This is a genomic window from Hafnia sp. CBA7124 (genome assembly GCF_002355555.1).
GTDB classification, from domain to species: Bacteria; Pseudomonadota; Gammaproteobacteria; order Enterobacterales; family Enterobacteriaceae; genus Hafnia; species Hafnia alvei.
The window spans coordinates 1,112,586-1,134,257 of record NZ_AP017469.1 but is presented as its reverse complement, the minus strand read 5'-3'; the positions used below and the strand labels follow the sequence as shown (position 1 = coordinate 1,134,257).

Below are 21,672 nucleotides of genomic sequence, written 5' to 3'. Positions count from 1 at the left end.
CCTTATGCCGCAATGGCATTCATAATGGCGGCAACCGAAAGCTGCTCAAGTGGGATTTCGGCGATTTGCTGGCGATCGCGCAGGATCACCACCCGATCGGCATACCCCACCAGCTCTTCAAGCTCCGATGAGATCACCAGCAGCGCTAAACCATCGGCGCACAAGGTTTCTATCAGGCGAATAATCTCGGCGTGAGCGCCCACGTCAATCCCGCGTGTCGGCTCGTCTAAAATAAGAAACTGGGGTTTGGTGAGCAGCCAGCGCGAAAGTAAAACTTTTTGCTGGTTGCCGCCGGAAAGAAACTCAATGGGCTGTTCAGTGCTTGGGGTACGAATCCCCAGTTGGCGAATGAAGCGTTCCGCGATGTGCTGTTGCTCTTTGCGTGCAATCGGGCGCAGCCATCCACGCTGTGCCTGAAGCGCCAGAATAATATTCTCACGCACGGACGCCGCCGCGATGATGCCATCGGTTTTGCGATCTTCAGGGCAGAATCCCAATCCGTAGCGCGATGATTGATGCGGTGAACGTAACGATCTTGGTTTGCCTTTGACCTGTGCGATGCCGCTGTCCGCTGGTTTAATACCAAAAATGACCTCAGCCATTTCCGTACGACCAGAGCCAAGTAACCCAGCTAACCCCACAATTTCACCGGGACGAACCTTGAGATTAAAGGGGGCGATCACGCCCTTTTTGCCATAGCTTTCAAATTCGACCGTTGGATTTTCACTTAGTAAAGTACGGCCCGCACGCTGCAAAGCATTGTTGTCCAACTCACGACCCAGCATCATTTTGACTAATTCAATATAAGGCAACTCTTTGGTGTTTCGAGTTCCCACAAACTCGCCGTTGCGCAGCACCGTGATGCGGTCGGTGACGGCATAGACCTGTTCGAGAAAGTGGGTCACAAAAATCAGGCTTATACCTTGATCGCGTAAATGACGCATCAGGGTAAAGAGCATTTCTACTTCACTGGTATCGAGGCTGGCAGTAGGTTCATCAAGGATGAGCACCTTGGCAGAAAGATCGATAGCGCGACAGATCGCCACGATTTGCTGCATAGCGACAGAAAACCGCCCAAGCGGCTCCGTGACATCCAGCGAAAAACCGTAACGTTGCATCAGCTCAGTGGCACGGCGGATCATTTCACCACGATGAATAAAACCAAAACGACGCGGCTCTCGGCCAATAAACAGGTTGTCTGCCACCGACATATTAGGCAGCAGGTTCACTTCTTGATATACGGTACCAATACCCAAGATTTGCGCATGAGCCGTATTTTTTGGAAAGACCTCGGCACCGTCTAGCCAAACAGTACCGCTATCCCGTTGGTAAACGCCGGTTAGCGCCTTAATCAGCGTCGATTTTCCCGCACCATTCTCGCCAAGCAGCGCCATAATTTCGCCGCGACGTAGGCTGAAAGAAACGTTATTGAGTGCCTTAACGCCGGGAAAATATTTACTCAAACCTTCAGTGCGGAGTAACACCTCATTATCGCCATCGCCGCGCATACCATCGCTCCTAGCTTCGCTGAAAATCATGGGCAGAGGCGGAAGCCTCTGCCGGTGAAGTCACTAATAGGATTGAAAACGAGAGATAAGATGAAATTAATATCCCATATCTTTTTTCTTATCTAACTCAGCTTGCGCGCTGTCAGGTAGGAACAATTTGGATTCAGTTTTGGTAATTTTCGGTGGCAAGGTGCCATCTTTTTTATACTTCTCTAACGCATCAAACGCAGGCCCCGCCATGTTTGGCGTGAGTTCAACGTTGGCATTGGCTTCTCCTGCCAACATAGCTTTATAGATATCAGGTACGCCGTCGATAGAGCCAGTCAGGATATCTTTACCCGGTTTAAGCCCCGCTTCTTTGATCGCCTGAATGGCACCTATCGCCATATCATCGTTGTGTGCGTAAACCATGCAGATATCTTTGCCGTTGTTTTCGGCTTTAATAAAGCTCTCCATGACCTCTTTACCCTTGCTGCGGGTAAAATCTCCAGACTGAGAACGGACAATTTTGATGTTTGGCGAATTGGCAATCGCTTCAGCAAAGCCTTTTTTACGATCGATCGCTACGCTTGCACCGACCGTTCCCTGTAGTTCCACCACGTTACACGGCTTTCCTGCGACCTGTTTCACCAACCAGTCGCCGATTAATTTTCCTTCCAGCACGTTGTCTGCGGTAACAACGGTCATATACAGCGATTTGTCTTTCACGGTGATGGCGCGATCAAGTAAGAAAACGGGGATATTCGCCTCTTTGGCTTCCTGCAGGACGGGTTCCCATCCAGTCTGAACCACCGGAGCAATAAAAATGGCATCAACGCCTTGGGCAATAAAGGAACGAACGGCTTTGATTTGGTTTTCCTGCTTTTGCTGACCATCCGCAATTTTCAACGTAATACCGCGCTTTTGTGCTTCGCTTTTTGCCACGCTGGTTTCAGCGGCGCGCCAGCCTGATTCAGAACCGACCTGAGAAAAACCAACGGTCATCGACTGAGCAAACGCAGCTGAAGAGAGTGCAGCAGAGACGGCAGTAACCAAAAGTAAACGCTTCCACATACTGAGATCCTCATTGAGCAATGATTGGATAAAAAGCAACCAAACAGGGATCACTATAGTCAATGCGTTGAAGTGAGATTTGGGTTACATCACAGTATTAAAAAATTAACAAAGTGAATACATCTTAGCTTTATCTAACTTTTTCTTGAGGTTATGGACGGTTTAACTTCATCACACCACGGTAGAGATAGAGAAATCTAATGAGAGCGGGGAGTTGCATTCACAACAATGAAAGCGATTACACTTATTCAGGCCTTATATGCACTTTTTACGTCACGGAATCTGAGACGCTGGGTAACATGGCTTTTGTAAGTTTTGCGAGATAGATCTCGGTACACAGAAGATATATGCAAAGGGGTATGGAAAACTTTGATGTAAAGGCCTGTGACTCATCATCACAGGCCTTTATCTTTTGATTTAACAGCCTTTATTTTTAGTCTTGTGCTTTGCTAAAGCGACGGCGCACAACCACAAAGAATACCGGAACAAAGAAAATCGCCAGCAGCGTTGCCGTCAGCATTCCTCCCATCACCCCTGTACCCACGGCGTTTTGCGCACCTGAACCTGCACCAGAACTGATAACCAGCGGCATAACCCCCAGAATAAACGCCAGCGAAGTCATCAAGATTGGGCGCAAACGCATTCGCACCGCTTCTAAGGTGGCATCGATCAGACCTTTGCCTTCTTTATCCATCAGATCTTTAGCAAATTCGACGATTAAAATGGCGTTTTTAGCGGAGAGGCCGATGGTGGTTAATAGCCCAACTTGGAAATAAACGTCGTTGTTCATACCGCGTAATGCCGCGGCCAATAAGGCACCGACCACGCCAAGCGGAACAACTAGCATTACCGAGAACGGTATAGACCAGCTTTCATACAGCGCCGCTAAGCATAGAAATACAACCACCAGCGAGATGGCATACAGGGCTGGTGCCTGATTTCCCGACAAGCGTTCCTGATAGGACATGCCCGTCCAGTCATAGCCAATGCCTGAAGGTAACTTAGTCACAAGTTGTTCCATCATTTGCATGGCATCACCGGTACTTTTACCCGGTGCCGCTTCGCCGAGAATTTCCATCGACGGCAAGCCGTTATAGCGCTCTAAACGCGGTGAACCCTTAATCCAACTGGCGGTCGAGAACGCGGAGAAAGGCACCATTTTTCCGCTGTTACCACGTACATACCAATTATTGATGTCGTCTGGCAGCATACGGAAACGCGCATCGGCCTGAGCATAAACTTTCTTCACACGCCCGCGATCGATAAAGTCGTTAACGTAGGTTCCCCCTAAGGCAGTTGAAATGGTTTGGTTAATGTCCGAGAGCGACACGCCCAACGCCTGCGCCTTTTCCTGATCCACATTCAGTTTGTACTGAGACGTATCCTCCAGCCCGTTAGGACGTACACGCACCATCACTTCTGGATGCTCAGCGACCATACCTAACAGCTGATTACGCGCCTGAGTGAGCTGTTGGTGGCCCAGGTTTGCCTGATCGATCAGTTCGAAGTCAAAACCGGTCGCGGTACCAAGTTCAATAATGGCCGGTAAGTTGAATGGGAACACCAGACCATCCTTGATCTGCGTGAAAGATTTCATCGCACGACCGATGATAGACGTCACGTTATTTTCTTTCCCCGAACGCTCGTCCCATGGTTTCAAACTAATGAATGCTAAACCGGAGTTTTGTCCCGATCCGCTAAAGCTAAAACCGTTCACCGTAAAGACAGACTCAACGTTGGCATGCTCTTTAGTCAGGTAATAATTCGTCACCTGATCTAAAACCTTTTGGGTGCGCGCTTGAGTCGCTCCAGCAGGCAACTGCACCATCGTCATAAAGACGCCCTGATCTTCCTCGGGCAAAAATGACGTAGGCAGACGTAAGAACAGCACGCACATACCGACAACTATCAATACGTAGATAACGAGGTAACGTCCCGTATTTCGCAGGATCCCACCCACGCTATCCGTATAATGATGTGTACTCTGTTCAAACTTGCGGTTGAACCATCCAAAGAAACCTTGCTTCTCCCCATGACCTTCAGTTGAAACGGGTTTAAGCAACGTAGCGCACAGCGCTGGCGTCAAGATAAGCGCCACCAGCACAGACAACGCCATGGCGGAAACAATGGTGATGGAGAACTGCCGATAGATCGCCCCGGTTGAGCCGCCAAAAAATGCCATCGGAATAAACACCGCCGACAGCACCATGGCAATCCCAACCAATGCGCCCTGTATCTGATCCATCGATTTTATCGTGGCTTCTTTTGGCGGTAGATGCTCCTCCGCCATCACACGCTCAACGTTTTCTACCACGACGATGGCATCGTCAACCAGCAAACCTATCGCCAACACCATCCCAAACATGGTTAGGGTGTTTATCGAATAGCCAAACGCGGACAGCACAGCAAAAGTCCCCAACAGAACAACGGGCACTGCGATGGTTGGGATCAGCGTTGCGCGGATATTTTGCAAGAACAGATACATGACCAAGAAGACCAAGATAATGGCTTCAAACAGGGTTTTGACCACTTCGTGAATCGAGATTTTAACGAACGGCGTGGTGTCATACGGATAGACAACCTTCATCCCCTGAGGGAAATAGGGCTGTAGCTCTGCTAGCTTCGTTTTGATCGCTGCGGCCGTATCCAACGCATTAGCACCTGTTGCTAACTTAATCCCTAAGCCAGCCGCGGGTTGTCCGTTAATTTTCGCCACGATGTTGTAGTTTTCACCGCCAAGCTCAATGTGAGCCACATCTTTCAGACGAACCTGCGAGCCATCCTGATTCACCTTCAGCAAGATCTTGCTAAATTCTTCAGGATCTTTTAAACGCGTCTGCGCAATGATGGACGCGTTAAGCTGCTGATTACCCACAGCAGGCGTGCCACCTAACTGCCCTGCCGCAATTTGGTCATTCTGGATTTTTAGCTGATTAACAACATCGACCGTGGTCAGTTGATACTTGTTCAGTTGATCGGCATTCAGCCAAATACGCATGGCATACTGCGCACCAAAGAGCTGCACGTCACCCACACCGCTACTACGGCTGATCGGATCTTTGATGTTTGAAGCAACGTAGTCAGAAATATCATCCTGAGTGAGACTTTTGTTGTCTGAAATAAACCCTGCTACCAGCAAGAAACTGCTGCTGGACTTTTCAACGCTAATCCCCTGCTGCTGCACTTCCTGCGGCAGCAACGGCGTTGCCAACTGGAGCTTATTCTGAACCTGAACCTGTGCTATATCGGGGTCAGTCCCCGAGTTGAAGGTTAGAGTAATCGTTACCCCTCCCGCAGAGTCACTGGTGGACGACATGTACATAAGATTATCGATGCCGTTCATGTTCTGTTCGATAATCTGCGTCACCGTATCCTGTACGGTCTGCGCATCAGCGCCTGGATAAGTTGCCGTTATCGCCACCGCAGGAGGTGCAATCGTTGGATACTGGGCAATCGGCAGTTGCAAAATTGCCAATCCCCCTGCCAACATGAGGATAATGGCAAGTACCCAAGCAAAGATCGGGCGCTCAATAAAAAACTTAGACATACGCTCGTTTTACCTTGTATGAATTATCGCCGTAGCGATTACTGACCCTGAGACGCATTCGCCTGCAGATTCTGCTCTTCGGCTTTTACCGTCATTTCAGGGCGTATTTTCTGTAGCCCACTGACGATCACGCGGTCACCGCTGTGTAATCCATCCGTCACCAGCCATTTATCACCGATTGCCTGCGCCGCGGTCACATTGCGCACTTCAACCTGACTCTTAGCGTTAACCAGCATCACCGTAGCCTCTCCGCGCGGGTTGCGTGCTACTCCTTGCTGCGGAACTAGCAACGCATCTTTTTGCATCCCTTCATCAATACGCGCACGCACAAACATCCCCGGTAAGAGATCGTGTTGAGGATTTGGGAACAAGGCGCGAATCGTGATCGAACCGGTGCTTTCATCAACGCTCACATCTGAAAATTGCAACTGGCCCTTGAGCGGGTAAGGCTGGCCATTTTCCATCACCAGCGTGACCTGAGTTTGCAGCGCGCTTTTTTCTAGGCTTCCTTGGATGACGGCCTGTTTAAGACGGATGAAGTCGTTGCTTGATTGGGTGACATCAACATAAATAGGATCAAGCTGCTGCACCGTCGCCAGTGCATTAGCTTGTTCAGTAGTCACAAGCGCACCTTCGGTGACGTTGGACTGTCCGATTCGCCCATCGATAGGAGAAGTCACCTTGGTGTAGGCCAAATTGATGCGAGCGGTTTCAACATTGGCTCTTGCCGCTTGGACATCAGCATCGGCTTGCTGCGCATTGGCCACCGCCGTATCGAATTCTTGTTGGCTAACATAGTGATCGCCAACCAACGGCTTATCTCGCTGGACGGTTAAATGAGCCAGTTTTGCTGCGGCAACAGCTTTGGCGAGCTCGCCTTGCGCGCTGTCATAAGCGGCTTTGTAGGGGGCAGGATCGATTTGATACAACGATTCGCCACCACGAATATCACTCCCCTCAGCGAAATTACGTTTGAGGATAATTCCTCCTACCTGCGGACGAACCTCAGCAACACGGTAAGCATCTGTACGCCCTGGTAATTCCGTCGTCACTTGCAAAGGTTCGGCTTTCAACGTCACCACCCCCACATGGGGCTGCGGCAGAGGCGCTTTGACCTCTTTATCATCACACCCAGACAACACGAAGCAGGCGGAAAGGAGAATTACTGATGGCAGGAGAATAAACTCACTGTATTTCTTCATTACTATTCCTTAAATAGTTCGATACGACGCCAGGCGTACATATAAATGGTAATAAGTTGTACGGGTATAATTCATACATCGTTCTTCTGATGGTTATAAACAACGTGTTCTGATAGAAAATAGTGGGTGCCGCACTACTGATAAATCACATAAATGATTAACATCAAAAAAAATAAAAATAAAACTTATCCAGCGATACGAAAAACAGAGTTGCAGCCCGCTATTTTTTAGGAAAAAGAGATTAACATCCAGATAAAAAACAAGAACACCCAGCTAATTGTGTAAGTTTAATTATCAAAGCCACTTTATCTTTACGTTCATCTTGACGTTTGAATTCAAACAATCCCCATATAAATACTTCACACCTTAAACATATAAATTATTTATCATTAATTACCCAGACTTTCATGACTAATATGATTCTGAATAGACACGTTGGCTAGTTTAATCACAAGTATTAATAGACAGCCAAATAATAAAATCAGAATGACAAACTGAATGTGTAGCGAATAGAATGATGCCCATCCTACAAAATCCTATCCTTCCCTGTAAATCACCGTCTTGGATGTTTGGTATCACTATGGCACGTAAAACTAAAGAGGATGCATTTATTACTCGCCAAAGAATAATAAATGTAGCAATCAGTGAATTTTCAACGCGTGGCTTTTCATCCACAACATTAGGTGATATCGCCTGCTCTGCGGGGGTGACTCGAGGTGCAATTTACTGGCACTTTAAAAACAAAGAAGAGTTATTCAATGAGATATGGCAGCAATCTGCGCATTACTCATTACACGTATCAGAAAAAATACATAGTGAAAACAAAGACAATCCTTTAAAGGCCTTACAAGAAACACTCACCTATCTTTTACGCGCAGTGGTGAGCGATCCCCAACAGAAATCATTAATGGAAATAATGTTCCATAAATGTGAATTCACTAAAGAAATGACACCCAGACATGAAATACGTCGCATGGTCTATTTTGAGGAGGCGCGTTTAACCAACACGCTAAAACGTTGTGTTACATTAAACCAATTGCCATCAACATTAAACATTCCTCAATCAATAATTATCATTCGCGCATATATGAGCGGACTGATAGAGAATTGGCTATTGTCTTCAGAAAACTACGATCTGGACAGCAACGCATCAGGGTTAGTGAATAATTTAATCACCCTTCTAAAACTGCAATAAAATAAAAAGGCCGCAGAAAATGCGACCTAATTAAAACGTGAATGTTAAATATAAAATATATTAGCTACCACGATATGTTGAGTAGCCATATTGACTCAGCAGCAAAGGCACATGTAAATGTTGGTTAGTTTTAATGACGTGAAACACAACAGGGATTTCTGGGAAGAATGTTTCTTGTTTAAGTTTTGAGAAATACTCACCCGTTTTGAACGTCACTTTATAATCCCCCAACGCCATATTTTGCCCCTGTGGGTACAATGCTGGAATACGCCCATCATTGTCAGTAACTCCACTTGATAAACTCACCCAGCGATCGCCCTCTTTATGTTCTAGCGTGACGGCAAGACCAGCAGAAGGCAGCCCAGTCTGCTGATTTAATATATGCACGCTAAGTGGATTTTTAGCCTGTTCCGCAAATACCGTGGTAGACAAAGAGATAAGCGAGGTCAGAAGCGCGATTTTCAACAATTTCATCCGTTAATCCTTTTTGTTTTGTCTTGAACATTGAATCTAGCACGCGAAAAACGCGATCTGCCTTTATCACAAAAAGTTTAACAATGGACTGATAACAGCATGAAACCGCAGTTCTGCCGTATGTAGCGCTATTTGCGATACTGCTCGTCCGTCACTTTCTCCATCCATTCCACCACGCTGCCATTCAATGACTCGGCAATCGCAATGTGTGTCATGGCGGTTTCTGATGTAGCGCCATGCCAGTGTTTAACGCCAGCAGGGATCCAAACCATATCGCCTGAGTTAATTTCCTGAATCTCTTTACCTAATTCCTGTACCCATCCGCGACCTTGGGTAACGATCAGCGTTTGCCCTAATGGATGTGTATGCCATGCGGTGCGCGCACCGGGTTCAAAGGTCACTGTAGCGCCGCCTACGCGCGCAGGATCTTCAGCCTGAAATAGGCCATCGATACGCACACGACCGGTAAAATAATCATCTGAACCAACCAGTGAAGCCTGCGAACCGTTATGGATAATTTTCATATTTTCCTCTTCTTTGATCTTATACAGCCAAGCCAATCAAGCGCTGAAGCCGTTAGTACTCTATCTGGCCTAAACGTTACCCCGATTCAAACAACGGAACTAGGTAGCTAAATGCGCAAGGAGCTATGAGTAAAATTCATAAATAGGCATATACTTGCGCTATCTTGAGCCAAAAGGCCTGCAAAATGCTTAAAGAAAACTTTAACGATCTGATCTCATTTCTCGTCGTCGCCAGAGAACGCAGCTTTACCAAAGCCGCAGCGAAATTAGGCGTATCGCAGTCGGCGCTCAGCCATTCCATTCGCGGGCTTGAAGAGCGTCTTGATATTCGTTTACTGACCCGCACTACGCGCAGCGTAGCGCCAACGGAAGCTGGTGAGAAACTCGCCAACAGTCTTGAACCACGGTTTCGTGAGATTGAAAGCGAGCTAGATGCCCTCCGTGATATGCGCGACACCCCAGCGGGAAATATTCGCATTACCGCCGGAGAGCACGCCGTAGATTCTGTTCTGTGGCCATTTTTGAAATCGTTTCTCACCAACTATCCCGATATCAACGTTGAAATCGTGGCGGATAATTCCCTGACCGATATCGTTAATGGGCGCTTTGATGCTGGTGTTCGCCTTGGCGAGCAAGTGGCTAAAGACATGGTTGCCGTGCGGATTGGCCCCGATATGCGAATGGTCGTGGTGGGGTCGCCTCAGTATCTCCAGCAACACAACAGCCCTTCGACACCACAGGAACTGCAAAACCATCGCTGTATCAACATGCGCTTACCCACGCGAGGTGGACTGTATGCATGGGAGTTTGAGAAAGATGGGCAAGAGCTGAGGGTTCGTGTCGATGGGCAACTGACGTTTAACAGCCTACGCCAGCGTATTGATGCGGCTGTGGTTGGCTTTGGCTTAGCCTATGTGCCTGAGGATTCAGTGCAAAACGAGCTCGCCGATGGGCGGTTAGTTCAAGTACTTGACGCATGGTGCAACACATTCCCCGGTTACTATCTTTATTATCCAAGCCGCAAACAGCACACTACGGCATTTTCCTTATTCGTCGATGCCCTGCGCTACCAGTCTTAACATTTAACATTTGGCCAGCGGCAAAGTCCGCTGGCGATTCTCCGCAGTTTCCCTTCAGCCTCTCTTTGGTCGTACCAATCCAACTAAAAACGTGAGCATTGGCGGCAGAAAAATAAAAAAAGTAAACGCTATCGTTGCAAGAAATTAACAAAAGATTAACCATTGAACACTATAACAGTGACCCGCCCAATTTGGTCAGACCAATGGAGCGGAACAATAAAGTGTCTGTTCTCTGGAGATACCTGCATGCAAGTTTGGCAACAAGTTTACGACCCCATCGGGAATATCTGGCTATCCAGCCTCATCGCGTCGTTACCGATTTTGTTCTTCTTCTTTGCGTTGATAAAACTCAAACTCAAAGGCTATATTGCCGCCACGATTACGGTCGGCATTGCACTTTTGGTGGCACTGTTTTTCTACCAAATGCCCGCAGACCGCGCCTTTGCTTCCGTTATTTATGGCTTTTTTTATGGTCTGTGGCCTATCGCTTGGATCATCATCGCCGCCGTATTTGTATACAAAATATCGGTAAAAACCGGGCAGTTTGACATCATCCGTTCTTCCATTCTTTCCATCACGCCGGATCAACGTCTGCAAATGCTGATTGTTGGTTTCTGCTTCGGTGCATTTTTGGAAGGTGCCGCAGGCTTTGGTGCTCCCGTAGCGATCACCGCCGCGCTGCTGGTGGGTTTAGGCTTTAATCCGCTTTATGCTGCTGGCCTTTGCCTTATTGTAAACACTGCGCCGGTTGCCTTCGGTGCAATGGGCATCCCCATTATTGTGGCTGGACAAGTTACTGGCCTAGACAGCTTTGAGATTGGCCAGATGGTCGGACGCCAACTGCCTTTCTTGACCATCATCGTACTGTTTTGGATTATGGCTATCATGGATGGCTGGCGCGGTATCAAAGAGACTTGGCCTGCGGTTGTGGTTGCCGGTGGTTCGTTTGCCGTCGCCCAGTACCTGAGCTCTAATTTTATCGGGCCAGAGCTGCCAGATATCATTTCATCGTTAGTGTCACTCGTTTGCCTCACGATGTTTCTGCGCGTATGGCAGCCAAAGCGTATTTTCCGATTTAACGATGTGGGTGCATCCGTCACCGATCAAACACTCGCTCGCCAAAACTACACGGCCAAACAGGTTGTACGTGCGTGGATGCCCTTCATTTTCCTGACCGCCACGGTCACTATTTGGAGCATTCCGCCGTTCAAGGCATTGTTTGCCAAAGGTGGCGCATTACAGGATTGGGTGTTTAACTTCTCCGTTCCTCTGCTGGATAAACTGGTAGCAAAAATGCCGCCGGTGGTAGCAGAAAGCATGCCTTATGCCGCGGTGTATAAACTTGATTGGCTCTCGGCAACCGGCACGGCCATTATGGCGGCGGCGGTTATCTCGGTTATCTATCTGCGCATGAAACCACAGGCCGCAGTAGCGACATTCTTCTCCACGATGAAAGAGCTGGCGCTGCCGATTTACTCCATCGGGATGGTTTTGGCTTTTGCTTTCATCTCTAACTATTCAGGTTTATCTGCCACGCTGGCGCTGGCTTTGGCACACACCGGCGATGCCTTCACCTTCTTCTCACCGTTCCTTGGCTGGCTAGGCGTATTCCTTACCGGTTCGGATACCTCATCAAACGCGCTGTTCGCGGCCCTTCAGGCGACAACCGCGCAGCAAATCGGTGTTTCAGATGTTCTGCTCGTTGCAGCAAACACAACCGGCGGCGTAACGGGGAAAATGATTTCACCGCAGTCTATCGCCATCGCCTGCGCCGCCGTTGGGCTGGTTGGTAAAGAATCGGATCTGTTCCGCTTCACGGTGAAACATAGCCTGATTTTCACCTGCATGGTGGGCGTAATTACCACGCTACAGGCATATCTGCTGACTTGGATGATTCCATGACATCATTGCCACAACCTCGCCTTGCCGACCATTTAGTCGAGCGCGTTAAGGCGATTATTAACGAACGTAATCTGGAGGCGGGCATGCGTTTGCCCGCCGAAAGGCAGCTTGCCGCCGAACTTGGCGTATCTCGCTCATCGCTGCGCGAAGCCATTCAGAAGCTGATCAGTGAAAATATTCTGATCAGCCGCCGCGGCGGCGGCACCTACGTGCGCTTTGAACTACAGCCTTGGTCGGAACAACGTATCGTCGAACCTCTGCGCACGCTGGTTGCCGAGGATCCCAACTATCGTTACGACATCCTCGAAGCCCGACACGCGATTGAAGCCAGCACCGCATGGCATGCCGCAATGCGGGCCACCGACGCCGACAAAGAAAAACTCCAATACTGTTTTGATGCCACGCTGAAACTGAAAGAAAGCGACAATCCCGATCTCGCGGCACAGGCCGATGTACGTTTCCATCTGGCCATCGCCGAAGCCTCACACAACGTGGTGTTACTGCAAACCATGCGCGGCTTTTTCGATTTAATGCAGTCGTCAGTGATGCATAGCCGACAGCGCATGTACACCGTACCCACCATTTTCTCTCAACTCACCGAGCAACATGGCGAGTTGCTTGAGGCCATTCTGGCCGGCGATCCCGAGCGTGCCAGCAAAGCGGCAAAGTCACACCTCGGTTTCGTTCACTCCACCATTAAAAATCTGCATGAAGACGAAGCGCGACAGGCCCGTATCACTCGCCTGCCCGACGAAGAAACAAATGTAACAAGGGAAGGAAATCCATGATTATTTCAGCTGCAACCGACTACCGCGCCGCGGCGCAACGCAAACTGCCTCCGTTTTTGTTTCACTACATTGACGGCGGCGCTTACGCCGAACACACCCTACGACGCAACGTAGAAGATCTGTCGCAGGTAGCGTTACGGCAGCGCGTACTGAAAAATATGTCGGCGCTGAGCCTTGAGACTCAATTATTCAATGAAAAACTCGCCATGCCTGTTGCGCTTGGTCCCGTTGGATTATGCGGGATGTACGCACGTCGCGGTGAGGTTCAAGCCGCTCGCGCCGCTGATAATAAAGGCATTCCGTTTACGCTTTCCACGGTTTCCGTTTGCCCTATCGAAGAAGTCACACCGGCGATTAATCGCCCCATGTGGTTTCAGCTGTATGTGCTGAAAGATCGCGGATTTATGCGTAATGCTTTAGAGCGCGCCAAAGCCGCAGGCTGTTCAACGCTGGTGTTTACTGTCGATATGCCGACGCCGGGCGCGCGTTATCGTGACGCCCATTCAGGAATGAGTGGCCCTAATGCCGCCATGCGTCGCTATCTGCAATCGATGACGCATCCAGCCTGGGCGTGGGACGTTGGCCTTAATGGCCGACCACACGATTTAGGCAATATTTCAGCCTATCTGGGCAAGCCGACGGGACTTGAAGACTACATCGGCTGGCTGGCGACGAACTTCGATCCATCGATCTCTTGGAGCGATTTAGAGTGGATCCGCGATTTTTGGGACGGCCCAATGGTGATTAAAGGCATTTTGGATGCCGAAGATGCGCGCGATGCGGTTCGTTTTGGCGCAGATGGCATCGTGGTGTCGAATCATGGCGGTCGCCAATTAGACGGCGTATTGTCGTCTGCCCGTGCCCTGCCCGCGATTGCTGATGCGGTTAAAGGCGAGATTAAAATTCTTGCCGATAGCGGTATTCGCAGCGGTTTAGACGTAGTGAGAATGATCGCACTCGGTGCCGATTCCGTATTATTAGGCCGCGCCTATTTGTATGCACTAGCCACCGCCGGACAGGCGGGTGTAGAAAATCTGCTGAGCTTAATCGAAAAAGAGATGCGCGTTGCGATGACGCTCACAGGAGCAAAATCGATCGCTGAAATTAGCCGCGACTCTTTGGTGCAGGAAGGATTGAGCTAATTGATTCGTCAATCTCCCCCCGGTTACGGGGGGAGGAATATCGTCAACGACTGACTTATTCTGTTTTATTGGTATCAATTTCCACGATTTCAGGCTGAATACGAGGATATTTCCATAGCCAACGACCGCTGACCATCCGCCAATAGAAGCATACGCCGCGCACCGCCCAGTCAAAGAACATCCCCAGCCAAACGCCAACGACCCCCATGCCAAGCACAACGCCTAACGTATAGCCTGCCACGACGCGGCAACCCCACATCCCGAGCATCGAAATCCACATGGCAAAGCGAACATCACGTGCGCCCTTAAGCCCTGCCGGAAGCACCCACGATGCAGCCCAGATCGGCATAAATGCGGCATTGAGCCACAGCAGTATTTTAACCACGTCGATAACGTCTGACTCTTGCGTATAGAAAGACGCAAACAAGCCGGCAAAAGGTGCGGTTCCCCAAGCAATAATGGTTAAGACAATAGTTGATAACCAGAACACATAACGCAGCTGACGTTCAGCTTGGCCTATTTGCCCTTTGCCCAAGCGTCGTCCAACGATAATCGTTGAAGCGGAGCCCAACGCATTGCCGGGTAGGTTGATTAATGCCGCTACAGAAAAGGCAATAAAATTACCTGCAATAACGTTGGTGCCCATACCCGCCACAAACATCTGGGTGAGCAGTTTACCGCCGGTAAACAGCACCGATTCAATACTGGCAGGAATACCAATGCCCAAAACCTCCCACAGAATATTCAGCTTCAGCGGTTTAAAATAACTTTTCAGCGAAATACGCAGCGCAGGGTTAAAGCCCTTTAACAGCACGTAAATAATGCAGGCCGCGCCGATATAACGAGAGAGCGTTAGTCCAAGCCCTGCACCGATAAAACCAAGCCCACCCCAGCCAAAGATGCCGTAAATTAGTACGCTACTGATCATGATGTTCAGGATATTCATCCCACCGTTAACCAGCAGGGGAATTTTTGTATTACCGGCACCGCGCAGCGCCCCGCTACCGATGAGCGCAATGGCCGCCGCGGGATAACTCCACACCGTGGTTTGCAGATAAGACAGCGCTAACGTTTTGACTTCTGGCGTCGCATCACCGGCGATAACATCAATAATGTGTTCACCCGCCAAATGAATACCCGCAGCCAGCAGCAAAGCAACAACCGTCATCAATACCAGTGATTGCCTTGCGGCGGCTCGCGCTCGACGGCGATCGCGTGTTCCTAAACTAAAGGCGACCACCACGGTCGTCCCTAGGTCAACGGCGGCAATGAAAGAAATAATCACCATATTAAAGCTATCGGCAAGCCCAACGCCTGCCATCGCTTCTTTGCCAATCCAGCTAACGAGAAAAGTACTGAGGACGCCCATCAGTAACACACAGGCATTTTCGACCAAGATAGGAACAGCAAGCGGCGTTATTTCTCGCCAGAATAGAACCCGATAACTTTTTCTTTTCGCATACCAACGCGTATTGGCTACGCGCTGACGCAGTACTGCATGTAAGTTCAAGATTAGCCTACAAAATTGGAGTGAAACCACGTTTCAAATAATGATTTATAGATACTTATTCTGCAAAGTATTTTTTGTATCCTACTGTTGTCGCTAAAACGGGACAAAGGTGATTTATGACATAACAAAAAGGAATGGCAAAAAACTTACTTAAACTAAGGTATTGTAAAAAGAGAGAATTAGCGTGAGGGGGATAATAATTTCGCTGGCAGGGTTATAACGTAGAAAACAATAATTACTTATTGGTATACGTTTTTATTATTAATAAAAAACAATCTTTGAGCCACGCTAACATTCGACAACACAACATCGCATGACTCAGAAAAGCTAGGGCAAGCTCAAAGCCTGCCCCTCGTCGACGGGGTTATACAAACGCCGCCAACGGATCTGCCGCAGCAAAAGCAACATCGCGCTCTGCTTTTGGTGGGTAGATCAGCTCATTAGTGATTGAGATTTTGATCTTTTTTGCTTCATCGCGAATCGACTCAACTTTTTGTTCCCACCCCTGCGTGAACACCGCGCCCCACGCGCCTAAATCGAGGCAGGTCACATAGTTTTCCTGGCGGTAAGCAACGCCAGAAACACCAATAAGATCGGCGGCAACGTTATTACCGGCAAATTTCCCCAGTTGAATCGCATGCTGACAGGTCATCAGCGCTTTATGCCCTAAATTATCGGTTGCGGCATGGGCAACATCTCCAGTGGCATAAACGCCCGGCAATCCACGAACCTGCAAGTTTTCATCAACCAGCAAGCGACCTTGACTATCACGTTCAGCCTTCAACTGCTGTGTGAGTGCGCTGGCCTCTACGCCAACGGTCCACACCACGGTAGAAGTATCAATGCGTGTTCCATCCTTCAGCGTCACGCCATTGGCATCAATGACTTCAACTTCCGCATTCAGCTTCCACTCAATACCTAACTCTTCAGAAGCTTGAGCTATAACATCGCGTAATTCAGCGCTGAACCGACTGCCGATTTCGGCACCTCGTTCAACTACGATGACTTTAGTCTTTGTATCCTCGCCGAATAACGCTTTAAGACGTGAAGGAAGCTCCGTTGCCAATTCAATACCGGTAAATCCGCCGCCGCATACGACAACGGTATTACGCGCTTCACTCGGCTCTTGATTCGATAAATTTTGCAGATGATTTTCAAACTTCTGGGCTGATTCTAACTGATCAATATCGAAGGCATATTTCTGCGCACCTTCAACCAACGACTTCTTCACACGACTACCACTGGCTAGCACTAACCGGTCATACGATACCGAAGCGGCATTTCCTGCACCGTCACGGTATGAAACTGTTTTATTTTTATAATCAATCTGTTCTGCACTTCCCTGCAGGAAGTTAACGCCAATCTCACCAAACAGTGGCAGCAAAGGAGAAACTAACGTGGCTACTTTGTCTTCATAAAATCGCGGACGAACGCGCAGTTCTGGCTGCGGCGCTAAGACGGTTATTTCGATATCACGACGATTATTCAGATGTGCTAAACGCGCAGCGCTGATAGCGGCCCACATGCCAGAAAAACCAGCGCCAACGATAAGAATACGGTTATTCATGCTTTGCTACCTTTTGATTATTTGATCATCGATTTCAATAACTACGACTATACATGCCGCCGTTAACTCCGACAACATGTTTCGGAGTTAACGGCGGCGCCTAGTCAGCGACTTTATCTAATTATCTGATTTTAAAGTTATTAAAATTTCAAATAAGGCTATATCTCACACATGCCTTTGCAGAACGTGCGGTTCCATGTATTCTTACTAAGAATTTACTAAGCGGAGTTTGATATGGCATTCTATAGTTCAGGCGTGGAATATGGCCTTCATAGCCTGTTGTGCATGGTCGATAGCAAAGGCGACGATCGTGAAATGAATGTACGTGAGATGGCTGAACTACAAGGTGTTCCCTTCGATTACCTTGCCAAAATTTTTACCCGTCTTTCACGTGCTGGGCTAGTGGTCAGCACCGAAGGTAAAGGGGGAGGATTCCGCTTAGCGAGAGCGCCTGAGCTCATTACCGCGCTTGACGTTGCACAGGCCATTGATGGCACCAAGACGGTGTTTGAGTGCAAAGAAATTCGTCAACGCCTCGCTGTTTTTGAGGAAACACCTCCGGCTTGGGCATGTGAAGGTCCATGCAGCATTCGTGCGGTCATGGATGGCGCCCAGCAACGCATGGAAGAAGAGTTGGCTCGTCACACGATTTTAGATTTGGCTCGACGTACATTCCGTAAAGCGCCAGACACTTTCGCTATCGAAATTCAGGACTGGATTTCAGAGCGTCGTAGTTCGAGATAAAGTCTCAGCAAATTATCGCCGGATACTTCTGAAGAAAATAAAGACGCCCAAGAGCGTCTCAATAGATTTATTGCAAATAAGAGTTATATTCAGAAAAGAATAATCTCATGCCACGCTGTTATTTCTAACATCATTTAGGCTGTGGCGTTGCTGGCCTTGATTATCAAAATTATCCGAGCTTAACCAAGAGACAAGTGCATTTCGAACTTCTGGCCATTCTTCATCGATAATCGAAAACCATGCGGTGTCACGGGTTCTTCCTTTATAGACCGTGGCATTACGGAATAGGCCTTCAAATTTGAACCCTAATCGCAACGCAGCTTTACGCGACCCTTCATTCAGGGAATCGCATTTCCATTCATAGCGACGGTAATGGAGATTATCCATAACATATGACATCAACAGAAATTGTGCTTCCGTCGCCATACGAGTACGCATTAATGCTCTGGAATAAACCACCCATCCCATTTCAATCACGCCATTTTTCGCATCAATGCGCATAAGCGCAACGGTACCAATCGCCTTACCCGTCGCTAAATCAACAACCGCATAGTGCAGTGGATCCACCGAAGCTAAGATTGCGTTGAAGTGAAGATCAAACGCCTGTCGATCCTTAAATGGGCCAGCAGGAAGATACGTCCAATCCTTTTCTGAGCCGGGCAATTGATAAGCTTCGAACAGATCGTCAGCATGAACAGCTGATACCCTTTCTAACCGGCAATACTGCCCGTTAAGCACGGATTGGGTTGGCACCTCACATCCATTCCAATGAGGTAAGCTATGTCCTACTGGTTGGTTAAACTGATTATATTCATTATTCATAACTAATTTTTTCTCTGTGTAGAGTACCGTAATGCCATTGTATCTTATTATCAGAAAAATAATAACCACGACCTCATATAATGAAAATAAAATTATATGTATATACACCCACATCCAATTAAGATATATCCTATAATGCAAATACAATATTTAACAAAATAAAAACAGCTAACACCTCACTACATAAACACCATTTACATTAATAAGACTTTTCCTGTGTAGATTATTCTTACAGTGAAAATAATGATTGAATAACCATTCAATTACTGTGTATTACGTATGAAAGTTTATCTCGTTGCAGATTTTTATTAAAAAAAAGATCTCAATACATATCTTGATAATATTGTTATCTGTCACTTATACTCTATTAAACTATAAATGTTCTGGTGAGATTATGATCTACCGAATCAGTCACTCTATTATCTATACCCCAGATGACGGTAGCATAAAGCTCATCAGCGACGATCCGAGCTATTTTTCAACCGGTGAGATCACGCTAGCACCAACGGCTAACCGCCTACTTAGCCTACTTATCGCACATCATGGCAGCATCCTGCAACGCGATGAGCTACTTGAACAGGTTTGGGACGCTCATGGTTTAAAAGCGTCTAACAATAGCCTAAACCAGTATGTCAGCATGCTTCGCCGCAACTTTGCCGATCTTGGCATCGAAGAAGTGGTGATCGTGACGATTCCCACGGTTGGCTTTATGTTCAGCAAGGATATCGATGTCACCATTGAGAGCTCTTTGCCCATTGAACCTTCAACAGCAGAAATAGCAGCGCCTGAGATTATTACAGATACAGGCGAAGCACTATCCACAGCAGCACCACAGTCTAAGGCTGTAGTAAAAAATAAGTGGCAGAAGTTCATCATAATTGCCTTGGTTTTCTTAACTATCGCCAACGGAATCTATTATTTTCTCTCAGTCACTCCGCCCCCTTCTTTCGAAAGCCGCTATCTGGTCGGGAAAATAGATTCATGTCCAGTTTACAGCTTTTACCATACCGATAGAACGAATAGAGATAAGCTTCTCGCCCTAGCGAATGATAGCTTAAAAAACTCAGATCTCAGCTGTCGCTTAGGCAGCGATATTTATCTTAAAGTTGGGGATTCTGCACTTCAGGGTAAAAAAGCAATGATCTTCGTTACTATCTGTGAACAGATAAATGATGACAAGTATTCCAGCTGCCATAGCAACTATACTAATTAAGTGATGAATACGATGAAAAAAATATTCGGTGTTGTTTTGGCAATTAATCTTATTTTTGCATTGTGGGTTTATTTTGCACCGCATACCGCATCACATAAGGAAAAACTCGATATATTTTGTGAATCTACCCTTAAACTTAGCACCAACCGAGATAATGAAAATGTACCCTTTCATTTTTCAGGCACCGTTTTAGTTCGCTTTAAACCAGATTCAACTGGATATATCGGATTATCTGGCGATGCTGAATACAATGGAACTACCTATTATGTTGCTAGAGAAGTTGGATTCCAATACCAACCTAAAGACACTAACAATATACTTTCAATAAAATTAAACGCACAACATATAGCAGCACGTGACAACACCCCAACGCAGCTTATCGAAAACAACATCACTGGGAAACCGAACGCTGATTTAGTGTATATTGTGCGCCGCGCTAACAGTAACACTTATAGCATTGGCAATATGTACAGCCCTATTATTATGTGCGTTGATAAATCTTAACGGTCTTACCTTCTTCAAAATAGCTAAAAAAAGGTGATATTCATCGATTAATCAGTATAAAAATCTATAAAATATATTTTTTTAGATATTTACACCAAAAACATCCATTTTCTATTTATAAATATAAAAGAAGCGTACGACGCAATATCATAAATTCATCGGTTTAATGATGTATTAGATGATACGTATTTATTCAATCCTGTGACAAAGATAAAAATTATCACAAGCAGATAGTTTTTTACGCTACACTTATTTCGTATTGAATATACGTACTAAATACAACATTGTGCGAGTGTTATAATATTTTCTTTATCAAGATAAGGATACACAATGAAAATTTTAAAAGCCCAGCCAGAAGATGTTAAAAAAATCCTTCCTTTATATCTTGGATACCGCAAATTTTATGAGGTCAGCGAATCTAAAGAAGCTGCTGAAGAATTTCTGACAAACCGTATTACGCTCGGTGAATCAGTCATCTACTATGTAGAAGATAATGGAAAAGCCGTAGGCTTTACTCAGCTTTATCCGCTGTTCTGCTCACTAGAAATGAAACGAATCTGGTTACTTTATGATTTGTATGTAGCGCCAGAGGCAAGAAAACACGGTGTTGCTAAACAACTCATTGAACGTGCTGATCAGTTAGCAAAAGAAACAAACTCTGCTTTCATTATGCTTAGTACTGCCACTGATAATACAAAAGCACAGGCACTCTACGAAAGTAACGGGTATGTCCGCGACGAAGCATTCTACGTTTATAATAAATTAGTTTAATAAAAATAATCTGGGGCTTCTGCGTATTAATAATGAATGGAGCCCCAACCCCTCCTTCTAATCTAAACATCTACCACGCTAATCATAAAACACATTAATTAATCTTGATTTAAAATTCTATTTTATT

At 47.1% G+C, this 21,672-nt stretch carries 18 protein-coding genes; 9 read left to right on the top strand and 9 right to left on the bottom strand.

Translation table 11 applies throughout. The annotated features are described in order from the left end of the window. Positions 1 to 2 precede the first annotated feature (2 nt). The 4 genes from CPY98_RS05250 to CPY98_RS05235 form a co-directional block, all read right to left on the bottom strand. Positions 3 to 1,508 carry a sugar ABC transporter ATP-binding protein gene (locus tag CPY98_RS05250; RefSeq protein ID WP_096386640.1) on the bottom strand — a complete coding sequence of 502 codons (1,506 nt, stop codon included), beginning with the start codon at positions 1,506 to 1,508 and terminating at the stop codon, positions 3 to 5. Between the two features lie 96 nt (positions 1,509 to 1,604). After that, entirely contained in the window at positions 1,605 to 2,561 is a 957-nt protein-coding gene (ytfQ, locus tag CPY98_RS05245; protein WP_046359263.1) for a galactofuranose ABC transporter, galactofuranose-binding protein YtfQ, read from the bottom strand. Positions 2,562 to 2,994: 433 nt separating this feature from the next. Further along, positions 2,995 to 6,108: an efflux RND transporter permease subunit gene (locus CPY98_RS05240; RefSeq protein WP_096386639.1), complete on the bottom strand. Its 3,114-nt coding sequence runs from the start codon at positions 6,106 to 6,108 to the stop codon at positions 2,995 to 2,997. 38 nt (positions 6,109 to 6,146) lie between these two features. Next, the gene (locus CPY98_RS05235; protein WP_043491711.1) at positions 6,147 to 7,310 is read right to left on the bottom strand and encodes an efflux RND transporter periplasmic adaptor subunit; all 1,164 of its coding nucleotides are present in this window, start codon (positions 7,308 to 7,310) and stop codon (positions 6,147 to 6,149) included. Between the two features lie 580 nt (positions 7,311 to 7,890). Here CPY98_RS05235 and CPY98_RS05230 point away from each other — a divergent pair. Further along, positions 7,891 to 8,505 (top strand): TetR family transcriptional regulator, encoded by a 615-nt coding sequence (locus CPY98_RS05230; protein WP_043491708.1) that lies wholly within the window; start codon positions 7,891 to 7,893, stop codon positions 8,503 to 8,505. Positions 8,506 to 8,565: 60 nt separating this feature from the next. On the opposite strand, the gene uraH is transcribed toward CPY98_RS05230, so the two are convergent. Then, positions 8,566 to 8,979 carry a hydroxyisourate hydrolase gene (gene uraH, locus CPY98_RS05225; RefSeq protein WP_096386636.1) on the bottom strand — a complete coding sequence of 138 codons (414 nt, stop codon included), beginning with the start codon at positions 8,977 to 8,979 and terminating at the stop codon, positions 8,566 to 8,568. Positions 8,980 to 9,107: 128 nt separating this feature from the next. Beyond that, on the bottom strand, positions 9,108 to 9,503 hold the full coding sequence (locus CPY98_RS05220) for a cupin domain-containing protein (RefSeq protein WP_046449499.1): 396 nt from the start codon (positions 9,501 to 9,503) through the stop codon (positions 9,108 to 9,110). A 185-nt stretch (positions 9,504 to 9,688) separates the two neighbouring features. On the opposite strand from CPY98_RS05220, the gene CPY98_RS05215 reads away from it, so the two are divergent. From CPY98_RS05215 to lldD, 4 genes are all read left to right on the top strand, one after another. Then, the gene (locus CPY98_RS05215) at positions 9,689 to 10,582 is read left to right on the top strand and encodes a LysR family transcriptional regulator (protein WP_025800596.1); all 894 of its coding nucleotides are present in this window, start codon (positions 9,689 to 9,691) and stop codon (positions 10,580 to 10,582) included. Positions 10,583 to 10,828: 246 nt separating this feature from the next. Continuing rightward, complete coding sequence (lldP, locus tag CPY98_RS05210; protein WP_096386634.1) at positions 10,829 to 12,484, top strand: L-lactate permease; 1,656 nt, start codon at positions 10,829 to 10,831, stop codon at positions 12,482 to 12,484. Next, entirely contained in the window at positions 12,481 to 13,272 is a 792-nt protein-coding gene (lldR, locus tag CPY98_RS05205; RefSeq protein ID WP_096386631.1) for a transcriptional regulator LldR, read from the top strand. Before lldP ends, lldR begins: the two co-directional genes overlap by 4 nt. Next, positions 13,269 to 14,414, top strand: a complete 1,146-nt coding sequence (lldD, locus tag CPY98_RS05200) for an FMN-dependent L-lactate dehydrogenase LldD (RefSeq protein WP_096386628.1) — start codon at positions 13,269 to 13,271, stop codon at positions 14,412 to 14,414. The genes lldR and lldD overlap by 4 nt, the downstream gene beginning before the upstream one ends. 55 nt (positions 14,415 to 14,469) lie before the next feature. On the opposite strand, the gene CPY98_RS05195 is transcribed toward lldD, so the two are convergent. Further along, positions 14,470 to 15,924: an EmmdR/YeeO family multidrug/toxin efflux MATE transporter gene (locus CPY98_RS05195; RefSeq protein WP_043491694.1), complete on the bottom strand. Its 1,455-nt coding sequence runs from the start codon at positions 15,922 to 15,924 to the stop codon at positions 14,470 to 14,472. A gap of 364 nt (positions 15,925 to 16,288) precedes the next feature. Beyond that, complete coding sequence (locus tag CPY98_RS05190) at positions 16,289 to 17,491, bottom strand: NAD(P)/FAD-dependent oxidoreductase (RefSeq protein ID WP_096386626.1); 1,203 nt, start codon at positions 17,489 to 17,491, stop codon at positions 16,289 to 16,291. A 234-nt stretch (positions 17,492 to 17,725) separates the two neighbouring features. On the opposite strand from CPY98_RS05190, the gene CPY98_RS05185 reads away from it, so the two are divergent. Then, on the top strand, positions 17,726 to 18,235 hold the full coding sequence (locus tag CPY98_RS05185; protein WP_043491689.1) for an Rrf2 family transcriptional regulator: 510 nt from the start codon (positions 17,726 to 17,728) through the stop codon (positions 18,233 to 18,235). Positions 18,236 to 18,340: 105 nt separating this feature from the next. Here CPY98_RS05185 and CPY98_RS05180 read toward each other — a convergent pair whose 3' ends face one another. Continuing rightward, positions 18,341 to 19,057 carry a GNAT family N-acetyltransferase gene (locus CPY98_RS05180; RefSeq protein WP_046449503.1) on the bottom strand — a complete coding sequence of 239 codons (717 nt, stop codon included), beginning with the start codon at positions 19,055 to 19,057 and terminating at the stop codon, positions 18,341 to 18,343. 394 nt (positions 19,058 to 19,451) lie between these two features. Here CPY98_RS05180 and CPY98_RS05175 point away from each other — a divergent pair, with 394 nt between their 5' ends. The 3 genes from CPY98_RS05175 to CPY98_RS05165 all read left to right on the top strand — a co-directional run bounded on the left by CPY98_RS05175 (position 19,452) and on the right by CPY98_RS05165 (position 21,545). Next, the gene (locus tag CPY98_RS05175) at positions 19,452 to 20,270 is read left to right on the top strand and encodes a winged helix-turn-helix domain-containing protein (RefSeq protein WP_051874092.1); all 819 of its coding nucleotides are present in this window, start codon (positions 19,452 to 19,454) and stop codon (positions 20,268 to 20,270) included. Between the two features lie 12 nt (positions 20,271 to 20,282). Next, positions 20,283 to 20,774, top strand: a complete 492-nt coding sequence (locus CPY98_RS05170) for a FidL-like protein (RefSeq protein ID WP_025800587.1) — start codon at positions 20,283 to 20,285, stop codon at positions 20,772 to 20,774. A 330-nt stretch (positions 20,775 to 21,104) separates the two neighbouring features. Further along, positions 21,105 to 21,545, top strand: coding sequence for an N-acetyltransferase (locus CPY98_RS05165; RefSeq protein ID WP_046359258.1), 441 nt, complete (start codon positions 21,105 to 21,107; stop codon positions 21,543 to 21,545). Positions 21,546 to 21,672 lie beyond the last annotated feature (127 nt).